The sequence below is a fragment of the Thermostichus sp. MS-CIW-41 genome (genome assembly GCF_054058915.1).
This window is the reverse complement of the sequence record NZ_JBSSBO010000049.1, coordinates 1-22485: the sequence shown is the minus strand read 5'-3', so window position 1 is coordinate 22485 and position 22485 is coordinate 1. Positions and strand designations below refer to the sequence as shown.

The following is a 22485-nucleotide window of genomic DNA, read 5'->3' as shown; positions in this document are numbered from 1 at the left end:
GCTGCTGCTCGGCCCGCATTTCGGCCATCTGAGCCTCAAAGCGCTCGGCAGATCGTTGCTGTTCAGCCCGGATCTCGGAGATTTGGGCTGCAAAGGCCTGCCGCATCTCAACCATCTGAGCCTCAAAGCGCTCAGCCGACCGCTGCTGCTCGGCCCGCATTTCGGCCATCTGAGCCTCAAAGCGCTCGGCAGATCGTTGCTGTTCAGCCCGGATCTCGGAGATTTGGGCTGCAAAGCCCTGCCGCATCTCAACCATCTGAGCCTCAAAGCGCTCAGCCGACCGCTGCTGCTCGGCCCGCATTTCTTGGATTTGTTCTTGTTGTTGCTGAAGGTTGCGAATCAGCCACTCCTCTTGTTCTGGGGTCATGGGAAAGGTCTGAAGATATCCCTTCAATTCTAGTCAGTTGGGGATGGGATCCCGTTGAGCTGCCAAGAGAAGGGCATTGACAATGGCAGCAGCAACTGGGGATCCGCCTTTGCGGCCCTCCACGCGAATCTGGGGAACATCCGTTTGCGCCAACGCCTGCTTGGCCTCTTCCACCGCCACAAATCCCACCGGCACTCCGATCACCAAAGCCGGCTTGACCCGCTGCGCCCGAATCTCCTCCACCAAAGCCAGCAGTGCAGTGGGGGCATTGCCGATGACAAACAGGGCTTCTGGATAGCGGCGTGCCAAGTTCACCATCCCATTGGCGGCGCGGGTTTGACCGGGCCAACGGGGCTCCTCCACCCAGTCCAAAGCACAGTAGAGGGGGATCCCTTGGGCTTTCAGACCTGACTGGATCCCAGCTGCCACCATCCTGACATCGACAATGACAGGCTGCTTTTGCCGTAGGGCTGCCAGGGCGTGTTCAACGGCGTTGGGGCCGAAGAAAAAGCGATCCCGCAGCTCAAAGTCGGCAGTGGCATGAATGGCACGGCGCACCACCTCATAAGGGATCCCTTGCCAGGGGTGGGGGCCGATCTCTTGATCGATCTGGCGAAAGCTGGCAGCGGTAATCGGGTCTATCCCGAAGGCTTCATCCATTGGGTCTGGGGTTATGGACACAGTCATGCTGGCATGTCCTGGAAGATATAGAAGAACCGGTGGCAAAGTACGTCCTATTAAATGATGAGCCGAGGAAACCACTAAGATTGGTCTAGCCTAAATTGGAGATGAGCCTATTGTTATCACCCACTTCTCCCTTGCACGGACTCGACTCCCATCCTTCCCCTTCTGCTCCCGTCGGTGCCAATTCCGTTGGCGCTCCCGGTTTCTCCTCTGTTGATGCGCCCCCCCCTTCCCCAACGGGCAGCGACAGGGATCCCTTGTCGGCTTTGCCTCGCTACGGCTACCCCCAAACCTGGCATTGGCGGGGCTGGCCCATCCATTTCACCTACACCCCCAGTCGCGCCCAAACCCCTGCCGGTGTCGTCAACTTAACGGCAGCTCCGGCCCTTTTAATCCATGGATTTGGAGCGTCAGTGGGTCATTGGCGCCACAACATTCTCCCTCTGGGATCCCAGCGCTCCGTCTATGCCCTCGACCTGCTGGGATTTGGCAAGAGTGCCAAGCCGGAGATTGCCTACAGCGTTGATCTGTGGGTGGAGCAGGTACACGAGTTTTGGCAAACTCACATTCAGCAGCCCAGCATCCTGGTGGGCCATTCCATCGGGGGCTTGGTGGGAGTCATTGCCGCCGCCCGCTATCCCCAGATGGTGAAGGGCCTGTGCTTGATTAGCTGCGCCGATGGGCCCCATCCGGAAGAATTGCCCTCTCCCTGGGATGCTCTGGTGCGAGCCCTCTGCGAAGGGATTCTGTCGTTGCTGGGGTGCCCCCTCACTTATCCCCACCTCTTCAACTGGCTGCGACAAACCGAGGTGCTGCGGGCTTGGATCAAAAACGTCTACAAGCGGGATGAGCAGGTGGATGACGAGCTGGTGCAGATCTTCCAGAGGCCGGCCTTTGAGCCAGGGGCAGCCCACGTGTTTTTGGACGGTCTGAGGGCCATTCTCTGCCGCCGCTTCGACAGCCCCAAACGCCTGCTGCCCACCCTAAAAATGCCTATCTTGCTACTTTGGGGCCGAGAAGATCCGGCAGTGCCCAGTTTTTTGGCAGACCAATTTAAGCGCTGGCAACCTGCCCTCACCTTGGTGAAGCTGCCGGGAGTAGGCCACTGTGCCCACGACGAGTTGCCCCACTGGGTCAACACCCTCATCGGGGAATGGGCGGCCAGTCTGGAGACCTGCCCTGACTTGCCCACCCCCCTTCAGCGGGATCCCCGAGTCGGCTAGCTCAGCAAGTGATCTGAGCTATTCCCGGCAAGGTGCCACAAGTGAGGGCTATCGGCACAGGGCCCCCCCCAGCTTGGAACACCCCCAAGCCAAATCCCAGCCTGCCGCCGGGAAAAGGGATCCCGCTCAGAGATCAGGGGGCAGCTTGAGGATCTGATGCTGGCGCATCCCCTGCCAGCGGCGAATGAGATCGCCATCAATACCGAACTGATCCAGCGCCTTCACCACCACAAAATCCACCAAATCTAGGATGGTACGCGGCTGGTGGTACCAAGCTGGAATGGCCGGAACAATGCGCGCCCCCGCTTCTGCCAGAGTGGTCAAGTTGCGCAGGTGGATCAGGCTAAAGGGGGTTTCCCGCGGCACCACCACCAAGCGTCGTCCCTCCTTGAGCTGCACATCAGCAGCCCGCTCCAGCAGATCCGAACTCAAGCCGGCAGCCAACTTGGCAACTGTACCCATGCTGCACGGGATCACCAACATCCCCTGCGTGCGATAGGAGCCACTGGCAATGGTTGCCCCCACATCCTGCCAGCGATGACAAACTAGGGATCCACCGCTGCTCTCGGCTTGCTGTCGCCAAAAGTGGGCCTGCTGGCGGGGGTCTGTCGGCAGCAGCACCCCGTGTTCTCCCTGCCACACCTGATAGGCCGCTTTGGAGGCCACCACTTCGACGCGGTAGTCCAGGCTGAGCAGAACATGCAGAGCGCGCACAGCATAGAGCATCCCTGAAGCGCCTGATACGCCAAGGATGATGGGCAGAGAGGATGTCAAGGGCCGCTGGGGAACGTCTTCTGCTCAAGTCTAGCGAGGGGAGCCGTCCCTCGCCTGCTCAGGGGATCCCTAACCCACCGCTCCAAAAGACTTGCACAACGCGGGATAAAAATGCTCCTGGCACAGGTTGAAGGCAGCGCTCAAGCCCCAGTCTGACTCTTCTCTGTTAGGTCTGCAGATTTTGCCGCCCGTTGCGGATCACCCGCAAGGACTCCACCAACCGCAACTCCAAGTCTTGCAACACCTGATCCACGTAACGGTGGGCCTCCCGCTGCAGGCGCTCCGATTCCTGCAGTGTCTGTCGCCGCACCTCCTCACTATGTTGATAGGCTTGTTGCAATAACTGCTCCGCCTGAGCTTGGGCCTGTCGCAGAATCGCCGATTCGTTGAGGAGCTGCTCAGCCCTACGTTGGGCCGCGGCCACAATTTCTTGGGCGTAGCGATTGGCCTCTGCCAAGATCCGATCCCGCTGGCGCAGCAGTTCCTCCGCTTCCTCCAGGGCTGTCGGCAGGTTCAGGCGGATAAAGTCTAACTGCTCCAGAATCTTTTCCTCTTCAATAAGGGTGCGAGACCAAAACAGGCGAGGGCTACTGAGAATGGCTGCCTCCAATTGATCCAGGGCCTCCTGGACGCGCATCAGAGCCAGGGTCTGATCCCCAAAGGGTACGCCGGCACGATTGGAAGGATCAGAGGGCAATTCTCGCATCAGTCTATGAAGAGGGGAGGCTGCACTGAGCAAAAGAGCAGATCAGGCAGGATAACGCCTACCATATCAGGTTCTCGGTTTCCTGAATCTGCGCAGTCTCCCCTTCGCTCCAACCACTCTTCGTGAAGTAGATGTTCTTTTTGATATGAGGGGACGATGGACTTTCTCCCTCGCGGAGGCTGTGAGCCAAGCGGCAGAGAGGCTGCTTACCGGTCGGTTGGTGCCACAGCGGCTGGGGAGCCGAGGTTGCTCGGCTGCCAAAAGAGCGCCAATGGAGGAGATTTATAGTCATTTTGAATAGGAATAAAACATTTCCGTTGCATTGCTCTCCAGCCCCCCTCTCCCAGAGAGATGAGCTGGGGGGTCGCGGCAGCGGCGCGGAGCGTTTGGGGAGTGTCTCAATCTAGTTTGAGATGACTACACTTTTTGAGTTGCCGCCAGTTCCCTGAAGATGGCCAGCCTCCAGATGGTTGACAGCTACCTATGGCACACTGAGAAAAAAGGAGTTGGAGCCCCAGCCTCTTATGCCACAACCGCAGCCCCCCAGAAGACTGGAAGACCAGTTTGTGGAGAATGTCTCCCGTTATCCCACTTACTTTATTACCGTTTTGCTGGGGGGGATCTGGGCTGGCCTCCAGCCTTTTGTCGGCCTGTATCGCAAAAGTCCAACAGCGGCGGCTATGGTTACGCTGGGATCCCTTTTGTTGCTTCTATTTGTTTATTTCACCCTGCGAGGCATGACAGGGAATACCTTTTGGCCAGATTGGCCAGAATAGATACTGGGTTGAGGTTGGGGCCCATGGGCGAAGCTGTGCAGTGGACGCCGGCAGCATAAGCACGCCTCAAGGGGATCCCTCTTTTTCGCCCCACTGCTGACAAGAAGTAAAGTGCTCCGCACCGCTCGCGCGAATGAAAAGTTTGCCCCGGAATGGTGGCGGTCTATGGGCAGGCCAAGCCTCAATTGGCTCTTCAGGGATCCCGGCTGCAAGCTGTAGCGAGGGGATTGGATTTGCCGCTAGCTTGGTAGAGGTGTTCTCCTCCGTTTTTTGAACTCATGGCAGATTGGATCCTGTTGGCGCTGGTGGGTTCTGCAACCTACCTGCTGCTGCAAAAAAGTGTGGCCCGCCTTTCGAAGGTGCCGTGGCGGATCCTGTGGCTGGTGATGATGCTGCCCCCTTTGGTTTGGGTGCTGGGGCGTCAGGTGTTTCAGTACGAATTGCCTCCCTTGCTGATGTTGCTGCTGTTTCTCACCTCCTACTTTACCAGCATGACCTTGGTGAGACGAGGGGGTATTCGACCCTCAACCGGAGGCCCTCGGCCAGAGGTGGAAAACTCCTCTCCAGAAGCGGATCCCTCGCCGGCTGGGGAACCTGAGCCAGAGGAAGAGGAGGAAGACGGCGCCGCAGATCCGGTCTCGCTGGCTCTTGCCCACACCCCCATCTCCGAAGTGCCGCGGGAGAAGCTGAGCCATTGCTTCCCCTGGAACGTCTTTTATTTGCAAAATGTGGAGTACCGCCCCCAGGCGATCATCTGCCGGGGCAACTTGCGGGCGGATCCCAGTGAAGCCTATGAGCGGGTGCAGCAAAACGTGGAAACCACTTTCGGCAAGCGCTTTTTGGTGGTGCTGCAGGAGGGGTTTGCCGGTAAGCCCTTTTTTGCCTTGGTGCCCAACCCGGCGGCGCGGCGCTCCCTGGCGGACAGTCGAGAGTTCCCGCTGCTGGCTTTGGGGCTGTTGCTATTCACCTTCTGGACGACCCTCAGTGCTGGGGCCCACGCGGCTGGGGTTAGCCCTGACCGGCTGCTGCATTTGCCCTCTCTGATGAAAGGGTTGCCCTATGCGGTCGGGATCCTTGCCATTTTGGGATCCCATGAGTGGACTCGTTACTGGGTGGCCCGCCGCCACCACATCAAAACCTCGCTGCCCTATTTCATCCCGGTGCCTTTTGTCCTAGGGACTTTTGGGGCGTTTATCCAGTTGAAAGAGCCGGTGCCCAACCGCAAGGTGTTGTTTGATATCGCCGCTGCTGGGCCGCTGGCAGGGAGTCTTGTTGCTTTGGGCATGCTGTTGCTGGGGCTGTTGTTTTCGGCGCCTGCAGATCCTCCCGCGGTGCCGGAGGGGCAGCCGACCCCGATTAGTTTTCATCGCATTGACCCGCGCCTATCGGTGCTGCTGGCAATTCTGGCCCGCATGGTGCTGGGGGATCAGTTGCAGCCGGGGCAGGTGATCGATCTGCACCCGCTGGCCTTTGCCGGCTGGCTGGGCTTGGTGGTGATTGCCTTTAACCTCATGCCGGTGGGCCAACTGGATGGAGGGCACATTGTCCACGCAGTGTATGGACAGCAGATGGGAGCGAATGTGGGCCGGGTAGCCCGCTGGTTGGTGCTGCTGCTGGCTTTGACGGTGCAGCCCTGGTTGTTGCTCTGGGCGCTGCTGCTGTTTGTGATTTCCAGTGCCGACGAGCCGGCCCTCAACGATGTGACGGAACTGGACGAGGCCCGAGATCTGCTGGGGCTGGGGATGCTCACGCTGCTGGTGCTGATCCTGCTGCCGGTGCCGCCGTTTTTGCAAAATGGGCTGGGCTTGGCCTAGTCCGGGGTAGGATCCAAACCGCCCCTGACCTCGTTCTCCTCTCATGCAACGCAGCTTAATCGTTCAAAAGTACGGCGGTACCTCTGTCGGCTCTGTCGAGCGTATCCAAGCCGTGGCCCAACGGGTGGCCCACACGGTGGAGCGGGGACATCGGGTGGTGGTGGTGGTCTCGGCGATGGGGGATGAAACCGATCGCCTTGTGGGCTTGGGGGAGCAGATCTTGCAGGGATCCCCGACCACACCGGCCCAGTTGCGGGAATGGGATATGCTCCTTTCCACCGGTGAGCAGGTGAGCATTGCCCTGGTGGCCTTGGCGCTGCAACGCTTGGGGTGTCCTGCCCTTTCCCTGACGGCAGCCCAGGTGGGCATTGTCACCACTCGGGATCACAGCCGGGCCCGCATTTTGCACATCCACACCGACCGCCTGTGGCAGCACCTGGAGCGGGAAGAGGTGGTGGTGGTGGCCGGGTTTCAGGGCATCACCAGCCTGGCGGAGCTGGAGATCACCACCCTGGGTCGGGGGGGATCCGACACCACGGCGGTGGCCTTGGCAGTGGCTTTGGGAGCAGAGCTGTGTGAGATCTACACCGATGTGCCGGGGATCTTCACCACGGATCCGCGTAAGGTGCCTGAGGCCAGGCTGCTGCCGGAGATCACCAGTGATGAAATGTTGGAGCTGGCCAGCTTGGGGGCCCAGGTGCTGCATCCCCGCTCGGTGGAAATTGCCCGCAACTACGGTGTGAAGCTGCGGGTGCGCTCCAGCTTGGAGCCGTTGCAGGCGGGATGCGAGGGCACTCTCATTCTTTCTCCTCCCCCCCGTCCTCGTGCTGCCGACAGCAGTATCGAGCTGGGCCTGGCGGTGGATACGGTGGAGCTGGATCGGGATCAGGCCAAGTTGGTGTTGGTGGGGGTGCCGGATCGCCCTGGCATTGCCGCCCAGCTCTTTCAGGGGATCGCGGCAGCAGGGGTGAATGTGGATTTGATTTTGCAGTCGCTCCAGTTCACAGCCGCTCACGCCAGCGGGACGGACTCCTTGCCGCAGGGATCCGTGCCCCAGCCCACCAATGACATTGCCTTTACGGTCAGTCGGTCGCAGGTGACCGAGGCTGCAGCCGTTGCCCGGCGGATTGGCCAAGAGCTGCAGTGTGCAGCGGTGATTGTGGATGAGGCGGTGGCCAAAGTCAGCATTGCCGGGGTGGGGATGATGGGCCGACCTGGGATCGCGGCGCAAATGTTCCAGGTGCTGGCCGAGGCCGGGATCAATTTGCAGATGATCTCCATGTCCGAGATCAAGGTGAGCTGTGTGGTGGCTGCGGAGCGGGCCGGTGATGCCGCCTTGGCTCTGGGAGAGTCGTTCCAGGTGATCCCCCACTTGCATCGGGCGAAGGTGCCGCCTGCCCCTCAAGACAGCCACCCGGTACGCGGTGTTGCCTTGGATTTGAAGCAATCGCGGCTGGGCCTTCGCAAAGTGCCGGATCGTCCGGGAACTGCCGCCCATTTGTTCGGGCGCTTGGCGGCTGCCGGGATCATCGTGGACACCATCATCCAAAGCCAGCGGGGCTACCACAACGGGATCCCCAGTACCGACATTGCCTTTACCGTGCCTCAGGATCAAGCGATGGCTGCTGAGGCAGTCTGCCGGCAGGTGGCCGAAGAGCTCCAGGCGGCAGGAGTTGACGCGGATCACGACATTGCCAAGGTCAGCATTGTCGGCGCCGAGATGGAAACCTATCCCGGCGTGGCTGCTCGCCTGTTTGCAGCCCTAGCCGAAGCCGGAATCAACATCGAGATGATCGCCACCTCGGAGATCAAGGTGAGCTGTGTAGTGCGCCGGGATCGAGGGATCCCGGCCTTGCAAGCTATTCACCGCGCTTTCCGGCTGGACTGCCCCTAGCCTGCCTCAGGGTCTGGCCGCCAGCAGCAGGGGGAAATGGTGGGCGTTGGGGGCGTGCATCACCTGGATCCCCAGATTGGCGCGGTTGAGGAGATCGGCGTAGGTGGGAATGAAGCGGCCCTGGCTGTCCAGGATGGACTGGTTGAAGTTCAAGCCGTTCAAGTTAAAGGCCATTATGCCGATACCTATTGCCGCCGCCCAAATCCCCACTGTGGGCAGGGCCGCCATCCAGAAGTGGACGGAACGGCTGTTTCTCAGGCCCAGGCCGGGGAACCCCAGCCGCCCCAAGAACGCGTAGTGCCCGGCCAGGAAGTTGTAGGTGACTTCCTCCTGCCCGAAGCGGTAGCCGGCATTTTGTGACTCTTCTTCCGAGGTCTCGCGGATTAGGCTGGAGATCACCAGGGAGCCGTGCAGGGAGGCCAGCAGAGCGCCGCCAAAGACGCCGGCCACCCCCAGCCAGCTAGCAGGGTGCATGAGGATATTGTGCTCCGCCTGGAAAGCCAGCATGAAGTAGAAGGTGCCGGCGATCCCCAGGGGCAAGCCTTCCGAAAAACTGCCCTGGCCGATGGGGTAGACCAAGAGCACTGCCGTAGCCGCCGCCGCCGGAGCGGAAAACGCCACCGCAATCCAGGGACGCATGCCCAAGCGATAGCTCAGCTCCCACTGCCGGCCCAGGTAGCACCACACCCCGATCAGGAAATGGAGCACGATCAGTTGGTAGGGGCCGCCGTTGTAGAGCCATTCATCCAAAGAGGCGGCTTCCCAAATGGGATAAAAGTGCAAGCCGATGGCCGCCGACGTGGGCACCACCGCCGCCGAGATGAGATTGTTCCCCCCTATCAAAGAGCCGATCACCGGCTCGCGGATCCCATCCACATCCACCGGCGGAGCAGCAATAAAAGCGATTACAAAACAAAAGGCTGCTGCCAACAAGGTCGGGATCATCAATACGCCAAACCAGCCGATGTAAAGCCGGTTTTCGGTGCTGGTTATCCATTGGCAAAAGCCATTCCAACTCCAGAGCTGCCGCGCAGCCGAGGAGCGGCGAACTACAGTACTCATAGGCCAACTCCTAAAGAGACAAAACCATTCTTTGCTTTGTCGGCTTCCTTGAACGGGGCAAAACTCTTCCCGCGCCGACCGCCAAAAGCGTCTCCTTCTTTCAGGCTAGACAGTTTTAGGGATGCCGACAGGGATCCCTAACTTCCGCAACGGGAATGTGAAAAAAATGGATTTGTCGATACAAATCAGCACCCGCCTGTTGCAATTGGGATATCTTTGAGAGCTTCCCGGCAGTTGATGGCAGCCAAGCTCGAGCAGATGTTTCTCAAGAATGGGTTCAAGAAAGAGAAGTCGTTCAGGATCCGCTTTTTCTCCTGCCGGCAAGACCCTATGGGCTCTTCATGGGGCTTCCAGAAGTTTGCTTGGGGCATTCCTGGGTGGAAAAAAATCCTGCAAGCACTTCACCTGCAGGGATCCCGACTGCAAAGCACGGATGGCAGCCGCGGTGGCTTTGGCCCCTGCCAAGGTGGTCACCAGAGGGATCTTGTAAGCCAGGGCAGTGCGGCGGATCTTTTGGCCATCTTGCTGCGCCTCGACACCGGAAGGAGTGTTGATAATGAGCTGAATCTGATGGTTTTTGATGGCGTCGATGACGTGGGGCCGTCCCTCGTGCAGCTTGAGGACTTTGTCCACCGGGATCCCGTGCTCGGCTAAAACTTTTTGGGTTCCTTCGGTGGCCAATAGGCGAAAGCCCAGCTCCACAAACTCGCGGGCTACCGGGATGACCGCCTGTTTATCCCGGTCGCTGACGCTGATGAACACCGTCCCCTGGAGAGGCAGATTCTGCCCCGCCGCCAGTTGGGCTTTGGCGTAAGCGCGGCCAAAGTCCGTGTCAATGCCCATCACCTCGCCGGTGGAGCGCATCTCCGGCCCCAGCAGCGTATCGGTGCCGGGAAACTTGTGGAAGGGCAAAACCGCTTCTTTGACGGCAATGTGAGAGGGGATCACCTCCTGGGTAAAGCCCAGCTCTTCCAGAGTTTTGCCGCTCATCACTTGAGCAGCGTAGTCTGCCAGCGGATGGCCGATGGCCTTGCTGACAAAGGGGACGGTGCGGGAGGCGCGCGGATTGGCCTCCAGGATATAGACTTGACCTTTTTGGACGGCGTATTGCACGTTGATCAGGCCCACCACCTTCAGAGCTTGGGCCAACTTCACCGTCCACTCGCGGATCACCCGCAGCACCTCGGGGCTGAGGGTGCGGCTGGGCAATACACAGGCCGAATCGCCCGAGTGGATCCCGGCCTGCTCGATGTGCTCCAGAATGCCGCCGATGGTAACAGCGCCGGTGCGGTCGGCAATGGCATCCACATCCACCTCCACCGCCTCTTCCAGGAACTGATCCACCAGCACCGGACGATCCGGATCCACCGCCACCGCCAGTTGCATGTAGCGCTGCAGGTCTTGGTCGGAATAGACGATCTCCATAGCCCGTCCCCCCAAGACGTAGCTGGGCCGCACCACCACCGGATAGCCGATGCGGCGGGCAATTTCCAGGCTTTCTTCCACGCTGCGGGCGATGCCGTTGGCCGGCTGGCGAATATCCAACTCCCGCAAGATGCGCTCGAAGCGCCCCCGATCCTCAGCAATGTCGATGGAATCGGGGGAAGTTCCCCAGATGGGAGCCTGGGCTGCCGCCAGCCCCTGCGCCAGCTTGAGGGGAGTTTGACCGCCAAATTGCACGATCAGGCCGACCGGCTGCTCAGCATCCACCAAGTTCATCACCTCTTCATGGGTGAGCGGCTCAAAATAGAGGCGATCAGCGGTGTCGTAGTCGGTGGAAACGGTTTCCGGGTTGGAGTTGACCATGATCGCTTCGTAACCCAGGCGGCTGAGGGCAAAGGCAGCATGACAACAGCAGTAGTCGAATTCGATCCCCTGGCCGATGCGGTTGGGGCCACCTCCCAAGATCATCACCTTCTCTTTGCGGGCCGGGAAAATCTCCGACTCGCTCTCGTAGGCAGAGTACTGGTAGGGGGTAGCAGCCTCAAATTCGGCAGCGCAGGTATCCACAGTTTTGTAGGTGGGGATCACCCCCAGGCTTTTGCGACGGGCCCGCACCTGATGTTCCGTGGATCCAGTGAGGTGGGCAATTTGTCGGTCGCTGAAGCCCATTTGCTTGAGGTGTCTCAAGTCGTCAGCGCTCAGGGATCCCAGCTCCCGCCCCTTGAGGGCTTGCTCCACCTCCACCAACTCCTGTAGCTTGTCGATAAACCAGGGATCGATGTGGGTGAGCTGGGCAATCTCCTGGGCAGAAAAGCCCATGAGCAGAGCGGTGCGGATGGTGAGCAGGCGGAAGGGGTTGGGGGTGCGCAGGTTGGCCCGCACTTCCTCCGGCTTGGGGAAAACCTCCGGCCTATCGCCGCCAAAACCGGGACGGTCGATTTCCAAAGAGCGCAGGGCCTTCTGGATGGATTCTTGAAAAGTGCGGCCAATGGCCATCGCCTCCCCCACCGATTTCATCTGGGTGGTGAGAACCGGCTCTGCGCCGGGGAATTTTTCAAAAGCAAAGCGAGGGATCTTGGTGACCACATAGTCGATGGTGGGCTCGAAGCTGGCCGGAGTTTTGCGGGTGATGTCGTTGGGGATCTCCGGCAGCGTGTAGCCCACTGCCAATTTGGCGGCAATTTTGGCGATGGGAAAGCCGGTGGCCTTGCTGGCCAAAGCAGAAGAGCGGGAGACCCGCGGGTTCATCTCGATCACCCGCACCTCGCCGTTGGCAGGGTTGACGGCAAATTGCACGTTGGATCCCCCGGTCTCTACGCCAATTTCGCGCATGATGGCGATGGCATAGTCCCGCAGCCGCTGGTATTCCTTGTCGGTGAGGGTTTGGGCCGGGGCCACGGTGATGGAGTCGCCAGTGTGCACCCCCATCGGGTCGATGTTTTCTATGGAGCAGATGATCACCACGTTATCCGCCAGATCCCGCATCACCTCCAGCTCAAACTCCTTCCAGCCGATGACCGATTCCTCCACCAAGATTTGGGAAACGGGGCTGGCTTCCAAACCGGCGGCGCAGATCTCTTCAAACTCCTCCTGGTTGTAAGCCACCCCACCACCGGTGCCCCCCAGGGTATAGGCCGGGCGGATGATGAGGGGATAGCCGATCTCCTGGGCAATCTGCTTGGCTTCTTCCAGGGTGTGGGCCAGGCCAGAGCGGGGCACGGCCAAGCCAATCCGCTGCATGGCTTGCTTGAAGAGATCCCGGTCTTCGGCTTTTTCAATGGCCTCCCGCTTGGCCCCAATCAACTCCACCCCGTACTGCTCCAGGATCCCTTGCTGGGCCAGTTGCACCGCCACGTTGAGGGCCGTCTGGCCGCCCATGGTGGGCAGCAAAGCATCAGGGCGCTCCCGCTCGATAATTTTGGCCACAAAGTCCACCGTCACCGGCTCGATGTAGGTGCGCTCCGCCATACTGGGATCCGTCATGATGGTGGCGGGGTTAGAGTTGACCAAAACGACCTCATAGCCCTCTTCCCGCAGGGCTTTGCAGGCTTGGGTGCCCGAGTAGTCGAATTCGCAGGCTTGGCCAATGACGATCGGCCCCGCTCCAATGAGCAAGATTTTGTGGATATCGGTGCGGCGCGGCATAGGGATCCCAGAGGTGGCAGAGTCAGCCTTCTATTGTAGAGGTCACCTGCAGGTCAAGTTGCTCATCGGGATCCCTCTTTTTTGGGTGTTGCGCTTTCAAAGGCTATGCACAGCAGGCAGAGCTTGGATCCCTGGCAGGCAGGAGTTCTCTGGGGCAACCCGCAAAAGGGCAGCTTCTTCATCAGTATCAATAGACGGGAAAACTTGAACTTTAGTCTCAAAATGCGATTGACAAACAACTGGCTGCTACAGCCTTGGTTTACGGACTTACCCTGGTTACTCGCAATGTCCGTGATTTTGCCAGGACAGGGGTACCTCTCATTAACCCATTTAGACCCTCATAACAAGCCGCGGTAGCGAATAAAGATCAAAACTGCCGCCCAGGATCCCAGCGCCACTTTGATCGCCACCAGAATATTGAGAATCGGGATCCAGCCGCCGCTAAACAGAGCTCCCAACTCCCCTCTGGGCAATTCCCAGCCGGCCAGAGCCATCACAGCCACCCCGATAAACGCCACCACCGACAGCTTCTCCCACATCGCAGCCCGCCACCGTTTGTAGATGGCCTCCATCCAGGCGGAAGAGGCGGTGATCGCCACCAAGCCAATGGCCGTCCCCCCCGCCACCCCGGCAGCAAAGCCCCCGCCCGGCGTCAGGTGCCCTCGAATGGCCAGCTCCACCGCAATCAAAGCCGAAATGGTGGCCCCCACTCGCGCCAACACAATCGAGGGAATATCGGTAAATTGAGCTACATTGGCTGTCGGCTGCTCATCCGCCAGCAGATACTGGGCGCCCAAAATTGCCGTAGAAAACACCACCACTTCAAAGACCGTATCGTAGAGGCGGTTGCGCAGAATGAGACCCGTCACCGCGTTGGGCACACCGCTTTCGCTGGCCAGAATCTCCACCGCCTCGACTAAGGCCACGCCCGCTGCGCGATTGGGGGAAACGGATCCCGCCTCGCCCACAATGAGCTGTAGGGCTGCCAGCAGCACCGCTATCCCGTACACCCACTTCATGTCGCCATCACCTCAGCGGCCAGAGCTTGCTGCGCCAAAATGGCCTGCAGGCGGGGTACGCGTGTAACCAGGCGATACTCTGCTGCTTCTCCACCGGGCTCAAGGGCAATGGTGTGTACCTCTCGGCTGCGAAGAGCAGCCACCAACGCCTCCGAACTCCCATAGGCGGCCAACTCCAAGCGCATGTGATACCGCTGTAGCCCTTGGCGCATCTGCTGTAACAACTGCCGTGCTGCTGAGGTACTGGCCTCCAGCACAGGGCTGCCTTCAAGAACGCCCAGGCGCATACTCAGCGAAGAGCGCACCGCAATGGCGTAGAGGGTAATGGAAAGCATAGTGCCCACCAGCGCCTCGGTCAGAGCCACATCCGCCGCCCCAAACAGCGCATAGATCAGGGCGGCAATCGTCCCCAGGATCCCTCGCATTACCAAGGCGTGGTAGGGATTGGTCTGAGTCACCACCAAGCTTGCCGTCAGGGGCAGGAGTAACGCCATCACCAGCAACAGGGTCTCTTCCATCCTGCCCTCCTATAGGGACTTGCGCTGCGAGCAAAACGCCAGCACATAGCCCAGAATGGTATTCCAAATAGCCAGGGAGATCAGTGCCAACACCAACAGGGGCCATTCCCGTGGGATCCGCAACAGCAGCCCCAGCATGATGCTCATAGAGCCCAGGGTGTCCGACACCGAAAGGCCGTGCAGCTTAAATAAAATCGAGCGATCCCCAAGGAGCGGCGCCGTTCCCCACAGCCAAAACAGCACACCAATCCCAAACAACAGATAGCTCAGACCTTCCACCCAGACTTCCATACCTACCCCCAGGGCCTTTCTAAAGCATTTCCAGCCGTTTCAGTACATGAGCCAAGAGCATTAAGGCCGCATTGCCCACCGACAAAATCAAAACCCCCACAATCCCGATCATCCAATCATCCCGCACCACCGACACCACCAAAATCAGGATGGCCGTCTTTGTGGCCAAGCTGGCAAAGGCGAGCATCGTCTGCCAAATATCTTCCTTCAGCCAAGCGGCATACAGGGGCAAGCACAGCGTTAGGGTCAGGAGAAACAGCAGTAGGTTCACACGTCCTCCCGCGGCTTGAGCACATGGACTTCATAAGTGCCTTGGGCATTGCAATTGAGCACGATGGTTTTGGGCGTGAAGGTAATTAAAAAGATATCCAGAAACACCAGCCCTGCTGAACGGTTGGGCAGGGTTTGTTTGTATACAACTTCCTCAACAGTGTGGGGCTTGAGGATCATCTCGAAGGCTTCCCAGTAGGCTCTTGGGATGGCGAGAAGAATTTCCTGGAGCACTCGCCCCCAATCCCGCCATTGCACCGGTGCGGAAGCCTGGCGCGGCAGCAGCAACGTTGCCGCCACCCCGATGGCCACATTGTCCCAGCTCAGATTGCCCGTCAGCAGAAACCAAATCAAGAGGCGCAGGCCGATCTCCAATAGACCCAACTCAGGGTAGCGTCCCATAGTTCCCCACAGCTAACAGAGCCCAAACCAGCACCAACACTATGCTCAAGCCGCCCACCACTGCTTCCAGCCCTTCGTTCACCGACCCTCCCTTCAAAGGGATCCGCTCCCAAAACCAGCCCAGCGGGATCCCAACGCCCAAACTGAGGAGCGCCTTGAGAAGATTGTCAGCGCCATAGGCCGCCGGTAGCCAGCCCCAGAGCAAGCCCCCACCCCAAAGCACCAGTGCCACTTTATCTTGCCAAGGAGTTGCAGAGGTGGTTGCCCCCTTCATTGGAGAAACAGGTGCCCGCAGCACTCGCACGCCTAAACACGTGGTGCCGACGGTAACCCCCACCAGCAGCCACTCGTGCCAGGGATCCAGAGCAGATAAGCTGAGGGCCTTGGCCGCATACCCCAAACTGCCGGGTACCCCTGCCAGGGAAGCCGTCCCCAAGAGCAGCATCGGCCAACGCCAGGGATGGGTCACGCTTGTTCCAACAAACAGCAAGGGCTTTGCCAACCCATGGGCAAGACCGTACAAACCTGCCCATTGAGGGGCAGCAATCACAAATCCCATCTGCGATACCGAGCTCCAGGCGAGAAGGTGCTGGGGCGTGCTCGCCATCAGGGCCAGTAGGATCCCGAAAACGGCTGAACCGGCGCTCAAGTAGGGCAACCCCTGGGCCAAGATCGGCGAAGCCTGGCTGCAGCGCACCAAGGCCATGGCTCCTGCTTTGGTCGTAAAACCGCTGAGCACCGCCGCGATAACGGGATCCGCGGTAGCATAGGTGAGAGGCAGCCACAGGCCGGTAACGAAGATCGCCCCCTTGGCCAAAAGACCCACAGCAATCAGCGCCAAGGCCGTGGGGTCGGCCATAGCCAAACTGCTCATCGCCAGGGATCCCGTGCGCACATAGACCAGGATTGCGCCCATCAGGTAGAAGAGCATGGCCACATTGCTCATGAAGAGGTAGCGCAGCCCCACCCAGAGCTGGCGATCGCGGTGCGGAGCATTTTCTTCCACTGTGGGTTGGCCCTCAGCCCGCCGCCCATAGGTCAGCAGCAAAAACACGCCGATGCTGAGCACCTCCAGGGAAACGTAGACGCTGATCAGGTCGGCACTGATGATGACGGCGTTGGCGCTACCGTGGACGATCAGCAACTGCATGGCCAGAAAGCGGCTGCCCGCAAAGCGTCTATCCAAATACAGGGCCACTCCTAGCGTGACCAGGCCGTGGGCCAAGAGCATCGCTGCTCCATTGGCATCGATCCGCAGCGTCACCCCGAAGTGATCCAAAAGCTGCAGCTCCAAGGGCGCAGCGGTTGTGCCGGGCAAGCCCCCCTGCTGCACCGCATAGGCCACCGTCAGCGCGGCCATCCCCACCAAGCTGGGACGGGTCAGGGCCGGCATCAAGTAGGTTGTGAAGGCCAGCAGAAAGGGCAATGCCACCCACACCAGCGTCAGCTCAGTCATCGGTAGAAGTGCTCTGCGCCCCTGACGCGACTGCCTGTTCGACGCTCTCGACTTCGAGGGTGGGATGATTGCGGGACAGCTTCATCACCCCCACCAACATCAAGGCTTGTACCGACAGGCCGATGACGATGGCCGTGAGGATGATCCCCTGAGGCACCGGGTCGGCATAGTCCAGCTCGCGCCAGGGTTTGTAGATGGGGGTGAACACACCGCTCCGGGCTGCCCAGATCACGAAGAAGGCGATGACCCCGGTGCTCATGACATCCATAGACAGGATCTTCATAATGAGGTTGCGCTTAACCACGACTCCCCAGAAGCCAAGGAAGATCGTGAGGATGACGGCGGCATTTAACATAGACACCTCGCTTGCTGCACTTAAGCTATCCGGTGGCTCAGTCGTCCTAAGGCTACGCCCGCTACGCGACCAGTATCCAGCTTCCGCAGCCGCGGCAGCCAGATAGCCTATGGCCGGTTGCAACGCTGCCGGGATCCCCATCTCCCCAGCAAGACCGGGATCCCGAAGTAGAAAGAGTTGCAGCTCCCAATGGGCAACTTGCTGCGACTTCTTGCCAGCTCTGGGGCTTGGTGGGATCCTGGTCATACACCTCTCATGCCAAGGTCGGAATTCATGGCCGCTGTCCGCAGTTTAAGTTGTTTTTAATGGCCTTGGCGGAACCGACTTCTGGATGCTGAAGATAAGGTGTTGGAGAAGGGGGTTGTAAAAGCCGTGATGCTGCCGGTGGCGGAAGCAGAAGCCCTGATTTTGCAGGCGGCTCAGCCGCTGGGCACAGAGTGGGTGGAGCTGGGATCCGCCCAAGGCCGCGTTCTCAGCCAAACTGTGTATAGCCCCCAGGATTTTCCGGCCCATCCCACCTCCAGTATGGATGGCTATGCCGTGCGCCATGAAGATGTGCAAGCGGGGATCCCTTGTGAGCTGCAGGTGATTGAGACTCTCCCCGCCGGAAAGGCACCCACCCGAGAGCTCCAGCCTGGACAAGCGGTGCGTCTCTACACCGGCTCCCTCTTGCCCAGCGGTGCGGACACCGTGGTGATGCAGGAATACACGCAGCAACCTTCGCCAGGAACCGTTCGCCTCTTGCAGCGCCCGCAGCGGGGCCAATTTGTCCGGCCTCAGGGAGACTTTGCCCGCCAGGGGGATCCCCTCCTGCCGGCAGGGCAGGCTTTGGGCGGAGCGGAGCTGGCCGTTTTGGCTGCCATCCGACAGGCGATGGTGCCGGTGTTTCGTCAGCCCCGGGTAGCCCTGTTCTCGACAGGGGATGAGTTGGTGCCCATCCAGCAGGTGCCGGAGCCGGGGCAGGTTGTGGATTCCAACCAGTACGGCCTGGCGGCTCTGGTCAAGGCAGCGGGTGGGATCCCGATCCAGTTGGGCATCGTGCCGGATCGGCTCCAGGTGTTGCGGCAGGTCGTCCAGCAGGCCCTGGCCTCCGCCGATGGGGTGATCTCTTCCGGAGGGGTATCGGTGGGGGATTTTGACCTGGTGGAAAAGGTGCTGGAGGAGTTGGGAGGCGAGATTTTCATCCGCAGCGTGGCCATCAAGCCGGGCAAACCCCTGACGGTGGCTCGTTTTCCCAATCCCCACGGCCCCCCCAAGCTCTACTTTGGCCTGCCGGGCAACCCTGCCTCTGCCCTGGTGACCTTCTGGCGCTTTTTGCACCCGGCCCTGCGAAAAATGGGCGGATCCCTGCCCCCCTACTGGCAGATCCTCTCCGCCTTCAGCCCGGTGGATCTGCATGCCGACGGTCGGCGGGAACACTACCTCTGGGGACGGCTGCAGGTCAAGCCCGAAGGGATCCGATTTCAGCCCGCCGCCAACCTCAATTCCGGCAATCTCATCAGTCTGGCCGGCTGCAATGCCTTGGCTGTGCTGCCGGTGGGAACAACCCAGATCCCTGCCGGTTCGCCCGTTCAGGTGCTGCAACTGCCCTGAAGATCCCTAGCCCTCCTCTCGCTGCTGCTGGAATAGCCGCCATAGTCAATCCAAATAACAATGAGACGCTAGCCAGTACAACAGTTCCGTCTGCAACAGCGGACCGCAGGCCTTATCACTTCATCCACAGAAGTTCCTCTATCAGCATGCATCCTTGCCCTCTTGAGAGCACTAAAGTCACCCTCAATCTCATTCAAGTCTGGCGAGGGCCTCAGCAAAAAACCACCTCCTGCCCTGCCGCTTTCATCAAATCCTTTATCCTTCCCTTCCGTTCGCCGAGCAGGCCCTAGGCCTTTGAATCGGCCCATTGCCCAGAGTCAATACAGATGTCCTCTCCAAACTCGGCATTTAGTGTCCCTCAAATTCTTCCGCATTCGAGCTACTTGAAAAAGCGTCGGGGCTATCAAACCCCCTCTCTCCTTCCTCCTACCGGCTACTCAGCTCTCTCTCTTCCCATAAACTTTCTCCCCTCTCTTTGGCCAAGCATAAAACAGGTGCGTATCTCCCCAAACCCTGTCTCGTCATTCTCTCATCATTCGCGTCAGCGGTGCAGAGCCTATTGTAAGCTAAACTCTCACTTCCATACTTCTGAACCAACTCCCTCAAGACCCTAGAGTCGTTGATTCTCTCTTGGATTCTTTCTTGCCAATCCCGCTCTCGGTGCCTTAACTCTTTTTTTTCGCGTTGTTTTCATCTTCCTAAGAGCATAGTAAATAGCGCTGGGATGGACGCCAAACCTCTGGGCTCTATCCTTCAGTCGAGCTTCTGGGTACTGTTCTACGTCTTGCTGCAGAGCGACCAAGTCTATCTTTCGCTTCCGAGTCTTGACTTTTGTCGGCCTCAGGTCTTCTCGGTTCAGCCAGCGATAAACCGTTGCACGACTGACTTTGTACATCTGTGCAGCTGCAGTGGGGCTGCCCCCTTCCTGGACATACCCTACGACTCTCTCTCTCAGGTCTAAGCTATAGGTCATGAAGCTTCCTCCTGAGGTCTACTCCCACGTCATCTTGCCTTTAACACCGTCTCATTGTCAACTGAATTGACTACAACTACACAGACCTGCTTTGTGGTCATTTCAAATGGCACCTGTCTTGCCTTTTGTCTGCCGTCGTCGAGAGAGGGGGCAGCGGCACAGAGGACTAGGAAGGAGGGGGGAGACCGTCTCGAACAGACCTAGAGTAGGCCTGCTGCACCGCCTGGTAGCGCCGTTTGAACGCCTGCTGCTGCACCTTGTGATCCACAATGGGATCCGGATAGCCACAACTTCGCCGTTCCCGCAAAGCCCAGGCTCCCTTGGGGTCATCTCCCACCCACAGCAGAGCCGGCGTATCCAGCCGTGCCAGCTCCGGCAGATAGCGACGGATGTACTCTCCTTCCGGGTCATAGCGGGCTGCTTGCGTGGCCGGGTTGAAGATGCGCAGGGGCTTGGGATCCGTGCCCACACTGGCGCTCCACTGCCAACCGCCGTTATTGGCCGCCAGATCCCCATCCACTAGCTTTTGCATAAAGTAGCGTTCCCCCCAGCGCCAATCGATAAGCAGATCCTTGGTCAGGAAGCTGGCCACAATCATGCGGCAGCGGTTGTGCATCCAGCCAGTTTCGTTCAGTTGGCGCATGGCCGCATCCACGATGGGGTAGCCCGTCTGACCGGTGCACCAGGCCTGAAACCAGTCCTGCCGATTTTCCCACTCCAGGGCGTCGAAGGCTCGTCGATAGGCTCCGGTTTCCACGTGGGGCCAGTGGGCCAAGACATGCTTGTAAAACTCTCGCCAGCACAGCTCCTGCCGCCAAGTTTGCAAGCTGCTTTCGGCTTCTTCGCTGCGCACCTCGGCTTCCACCTCCCGCGTGGCTTGCCACACCTGGCGAATGCCGATCGTTCCCCAGCACAAGTGGGGGCTCAGTAGAGAAGTGCCCGGCTCAGCCGGGAAATCGCGGGATCGCTCATAGTCTAAAATGCGCAACCCCTGACAAAAGTCTTCCAAAAGGGCCTGAGCTGCTGCTTCCCCCGCTGCCGGGATCCGCTGGTCGCAGACAAAGCCCAAATCTGCCAAAGTGGGCAGAGGCTGCGCCTTCAGACCGGACACCGGTTGTAGCCCTTTGGGAATCGGGTAGGGATCCCGCTTGGGCAAGCTCGCCCACCTGCGCCAGAAGGGAGTGAAGACCGAATAGGGCTCCCCCGCCTGGGTCAACACTTCCCCCGGCCCGTGCAGCAGCATATCTTGGTAGGAGAAGGACTGGATCCCGGCTGCGGCCAAACTGGCCTGCACTCGACTCTCTTGCTGTAGGGCGAACGGCTCCCCATCGGCATTCCAAAACACGGCCCTGGCTCCCAGGTCTGTGGCCAAGCACCGCAACTCCACCGAGGGATCCCCCAGCCGCCAGATCAGCGGGATCCCCATCTGGGCGTAGCGCTCTTGGAGCTCTTGCAGAGCCTGAAGCAAAAAGGCCACCCTGGCCGGAGCCATGTCCGACCGCCCTAAGATCTGGGGGTCGAAAATGAAGACAGGCACCACCTGAGAGCTGCGCTGGGCTGCCTCATGAAGAGCTGTGTTGTCCCCTAACCGCAGATCGCGACGATGCCAAAGCAAAACGGGGGAAGTCATAGGCTGCCAAGCAATGGGATCCCATCTTGGCTGGTTTCCACCGCCTCTTTCAACTCACCCCCCCCAAGGCCGGGATCATGGGCAGCCAGAAGCTACACTGCGTTGTAAAGAACCTTGAAGAACCCTATCAAAGCTCTAGACTGTCGAACACCCGACTGGGACAATAGCGGCAGCGCTCATCCGGCTTTTGCTGGCCATCGCTGTATCCCATCGCGTAAGCTGTATCCCCCAACATCACCACAAGCTGAGTCAGCTTCAGCGAGAGCAACGGGTCAAGCGGCTCCGTCACATTCAGCATGAACTGCTCAATGGAGCGCCGCAGCGCCTCTGGCGTCTTGATCATCACGTCTCCATCCATCCATCGATGGCTTTAGGTATTCATACTCAAGGCAAGATGGACATGGACTCAGGATAAAGGTGGAAGGAAGAGATGCTCGTAGCATTGGCTACTGTTCTTGGGATCGAGCCGGCAAGGGCTGAGCTCCACACCAGCCAGAGCAGGCTTGCGGATGATGTTAGCCTAGGTATCCAAAAATGGCGACAGCGCGACGGGTGGCACGGGTAGCAGAGCTGATCAAACGAGAGGTCAGCCAAATCCTGCTCTCGGAGATCAAAGATGACCGGGTTGGGGCAGGGATGGTCAGCATTGTGGATGTCGAGGTTTCCAATGACCTGCAAAACGCCCGCATCTTCGTCAGCATTTATGGGGATGAGACAGCTCAACACCAAGCTATGGAAGGGCTAGCAGCGGCCACACCCTTTGTGCGGCGGGAAATCGGCCAGCGCCTCAGCCTGCGACGGGTGCCAACGGTGGTGTTTTTGCAGGATCGCTCTTTGGAGCGGGGATCCCGCGTTTTGGCTCTGCTCAACCAACTGAGACAGACCTCTGAGGCCCAGGAACCGGAGGGATCCCAAGCTGGGGTTGAGGACACCGCCGAGGGCGAAGAAAACGAATCGAGCGGCGAATAGTTGCACCATTTCGAGGGATCCGCGCTGGAGCATGACTCTAGTCAATGATACGCTGGACTATACTGAAAATAATGTACAGTATGTTCAGTATGGCTGCTTGGTATGGCTAGGTATGTAAAAC

At 59.4% G+C, this 22485-nt stretch carries 20 protein-coding genes and 3 pseudogenes; 7 read left to right on the top strand and 16 right to left on the bottom strand.

Translation table 11 applies throughout. The features are described from left to right. Positions 1-367, bottom strand: a pseudogene (locus ACVWXE_RS12140) (hypothetical protein); the annotation flags it as partial. Between the two features lie 33 nt (positions 368-400). After that, a complete protein-coding gene (locus tag ACVWXE_RS12135; RefSeq protein WP_457490423.1) occupies positions 401-1054 on the bottom strand; it encodes a cobalt-precorrin-8X methylmutase in 654 nt (217 codons plus the stop codon). Positions 1055-1155: 101 nt separating this feature from the next. On the opposite strand from ACVWXE_RS12135, the gene ACVWXE_RS12130 reads away from it, so the two are divergent. Next, a complete protein-coding gene (locus ACVWXE_RS12130; protein WP_457490422.1) occupies positions 1156-2274 on the top strand; it encodes an alpha/beta fold hydrolase in 1119 nt (372 codons plus the stop codon). A 126-nt stretch (positions 2275-2400) separates the two neighbouring features. Here the strand turns inward: ACVWXE_RS12130 and ACVWXE_RS12125 are convergent, their stop codons facing one another. After that, positions 2401-3048 (bottom strand): flavin prenyltransferase UbiX, encoded by a 648-nt coding sequence (locus ACVWXE_RS12125; protein ID WP_457490421.1) that lies wholly within the window; start codon positions 3046-3048, stop codon positions 2401-2403. A gap of 166 nt (positions 3049-3214) precedes the next feature. Beyond that, positions 3215-3754, bottom strand: a complete 540-nt coding sequence (locus tag ACVWXE_RS12120; protein ID WP_414380997.1) for an ATP synthase subunit B family protein — start codon at positions 3752-3754, stop codon at positions 3215-3217. Positions 3755-4278: 524 nt separating this feature from the next. Here ACVWXE_RS12120 and ACVWXE_RS12115 point away from each other — a divergent pair. From ACVWXE_RS12115 to ACVWXE_RS12105, 3 genes are all read left to right on the top strand, one after another. Further along, positions 4279-4530 carry a DUF751 family protein gene (locus tag ACVWXE_RS12115; RefSeq protein ID WP_414341563.1) on the top strand — a complete coding sequence of 84 codons (252 nt, stop codon included), beginning with the start codon at positions 4279-4281 and terminating at the stop codon, positions 4528-4530. A gap of 278 nt (positions 4531-4808) precedes the next feature. Beyond that, positions 4809-6344: a site-2 protease family protein gene (locus ACVWXE_RS12110; protein WP_457490420.1), complete on the top strand. Its 1536-nt coding sequence runs from the start codon at positions 4809-4811 to the stop codon at positions 6342-6344. Positions 6345-6387: 43 nt separating this feature from the next. Continuing rightward, positions 6388-8238, top strand: a complete 1851-nt coding sequence (locus tag ACVWXE_RS12105) for an aspartate kinase (protein ID WP_457490419.1) — start codon at positions 6388-6390, stop codon at positions 8236-8238. A 6-nt stretch (positions 8239-8244) separates the two neighbouring features. Here the strand turns inward: ACVWXE_RS12105 and psbA are convergent, their stop codons facing one another. Beyond that, positions 8245-9300 carry a photosystem II q(b) protein gene (psbA, locus tag ACVWXE_RS12100; protein ID WP_457490418.1) on the bottom strand — a complete coding sequence of 352 codons (1056 nt, stop codon included), beginning with the start codon at positions 9298-9300 and terminating at the stop codon, positions 8245-8247. Between the two features lie 339 nt (positions 9301-9639). Continuing rightward, a complete protein-coding gene (gene carB / locus ACVWXE_RS12095; RefSeq protein ID WP_457490417.1) occupies positions 9640-12888 on the bottom strand; it encodes a carbamoyl-phosphate synthase large subunit in 3249 nt (1082 codons plus the stop codon). A 218-nt stretch (positions 12889-13106) separates the two neighbouring features. Here carB and ACVWXE_RS12090 point away from each other — a divergent pair. Beyond that, a pseudogene (locus tag ACVWXE_RS12090) lies at positions 13107-13232 on the top strand (VapC toxin family PIN domain ribonuclease); the annotation flags it as partial. Here ACVWXE_RS12090 and ACVWXE_RS12085 read toward each other — a convergent pair. From ACVWXE_RS12085 to ACVWXE_RS12055, 7 genes are read right to left on the bottom strand one after another with little or no spacing between them, the layout of a single operon-like run. Next, entirely contained in the window at positions 13227-13907 is a 681-nt protein-coding gene (locus tag ACVWXE_RS12085; protein ID WP_457490416.1) for a Na(+)/H(+) antiporter subunit B, read from the bottom strand. The pseudogene ACVWXE_RS12090 and the gene ACVWXE_RS12085 sit on opposite strands and share 6 nt — an antisense overlap. Next, positions 13904-14425: a DUF4040 domain-containing protein gene (locus ACVWXE_RS12080; RefSeq protein ID WP_414357736.1), complete on the bottom strand. Its 522-nt coding sequence runs from the start codon at positions 14423-14425 to the stop codon at positions 13904-13906. The genes ACVWXE_RS12085 and ACVWXE_RS12080 overlap by 4 nt, the downstream gene beginning before the upstream one ends. Positions 14426-14434: 9 nt before the next feature. Next, positions 14435-14716: a monovalent cation/H(+) antiporter subunit G gene (locus ACVWXE_RS12075; RefSeq protein WP_011431879.1), complete on the bottom strand. Its 282-nt coding sequence runs from the start codon at positions 14714-14716 to the stop codon at positions 14435-14437. Between the two features lie 19 nt (positions 14717-14735). Continuing rightward, positions 14736-14987 (bottom strand): hypothetical protein, encoded by a 252-nt coding sequence (locus ACVWXE_RS12070; RefSeq protein WP_011431878.1) that lies wholly within the window; start codon positions 14985-14987, stop codon positions 14736-14738. Beyond that, entirely contained in the window at positions 14984-15388 is a 405-nt protein-coding gene (locus ACVWXE_RS12065; RefSeq protein ID WP_041436089.1) for a Na+/H+ antiporter subunit E, read from the bottom strand. Before ACVWXE_RS12065 ends, ACVWXE_RS12070 begins: the two co-directional genes overlap by 4 nt. Then, entirely contained in the window at positions 15372-16844 is a 1473-nt protein-coding gene (locus ACVWXE_RS12060; protein ID WP_457490415.1) for a cation:proton antiporter, read from the bottom strand. Before ACVWXE_RS12060 ends, ACVWXE_RS12065 begins: the two co-directional genes overlap by 17 nt. Further along, positions 16837-17199 (bottom strand): cation:proton antiporter subunit C, encoded by a 363-nt coding sequence (locus ACVWXE_RS12055; protein ID WP_457490424.1) that lies wholly within the window; start codon positions 17197-17199, stop codon positions 16837-16839. Before ACVWXE_RS12055 ends, ACVWXE_RS12060 begins: the two co-directional genes overlap by 8 nt. Positions 17200-17544: 345 nt before the next feature. Here ACVWXE_RS12055 and ACVWXE_RS12050 point away from each other — a divergent pair, with 345 nt between their 5' ends. Then, positions 17545-18792 carry a molybdopterin molybdotransferase MoeA gene (locus ACVWXE_RS12050; protein WP_457490414.1) on the top strand — a complete coding sequence of 416 codons (1248 nt, stop codon included), beginning with the start codon at positions 17545-17547 and terminating at the stop codon, positions 18790-18792. A 68-nt stretch (positions 18793-18860) separates the two neighbouring features. Here ACVWXE_RS12050 and ACVWXE_RS12045 read toward each other — a convergent pair. The 3 genes and pseudogenes from ACVWXE_RS12045 to ACVWXE_RS12035 form a co-directional block, all read right to left on the bottom strand. Further along, positions 18861-19765 (bottom strand): annotated as a pseudogene (locus ACVWXE_RS12045) (IS630 transposase-related protein). Positions 19766-19931: 166 nt separating this feature from the next. Beyond that, positions 19932-21395, bottom strand: coding sequence for a cryptochrome/photolyase family protein (locus ACVWXE_RS12040; RefSeq protein WP_457404122.1), 1464 nt, complete (start codon positions 21393-21395; stop codon positions 19932-19934). Positions 21396-21522: 127 nt separating this feature from the next. Continuing rightward, positions 21523-21738 carry a hypothetical protein gene (locus ACVWXE_RS12035; protein ID WP_414341860.1) on the bottom strand — a complete coding sequence of 72 codons (216 nt, stop codon included), beginning with the start codon at positions 21736-21738 and terminating at the stop codon, positions 21523-21525. Between the two features lie 191 nt (positions 21739-21929). Here ACVWXE_RS12035 and rbfA point away from each other — a divergent pair, with 191 nt between their 5' ends. Beyond that, positions 21930-22364 (top strand): 30S ribosome-binding factor RbfA, encoded by a 435-nt coding sequence (gene rbfA, locus ACVWXE_RS12030; protein WP_457490413.1) that lies wholly within the window; start codon positions 21930-21932, stop codon positions 22362-22364. Positions 22365-22485 lie beyond the last annotated feature (121 nt).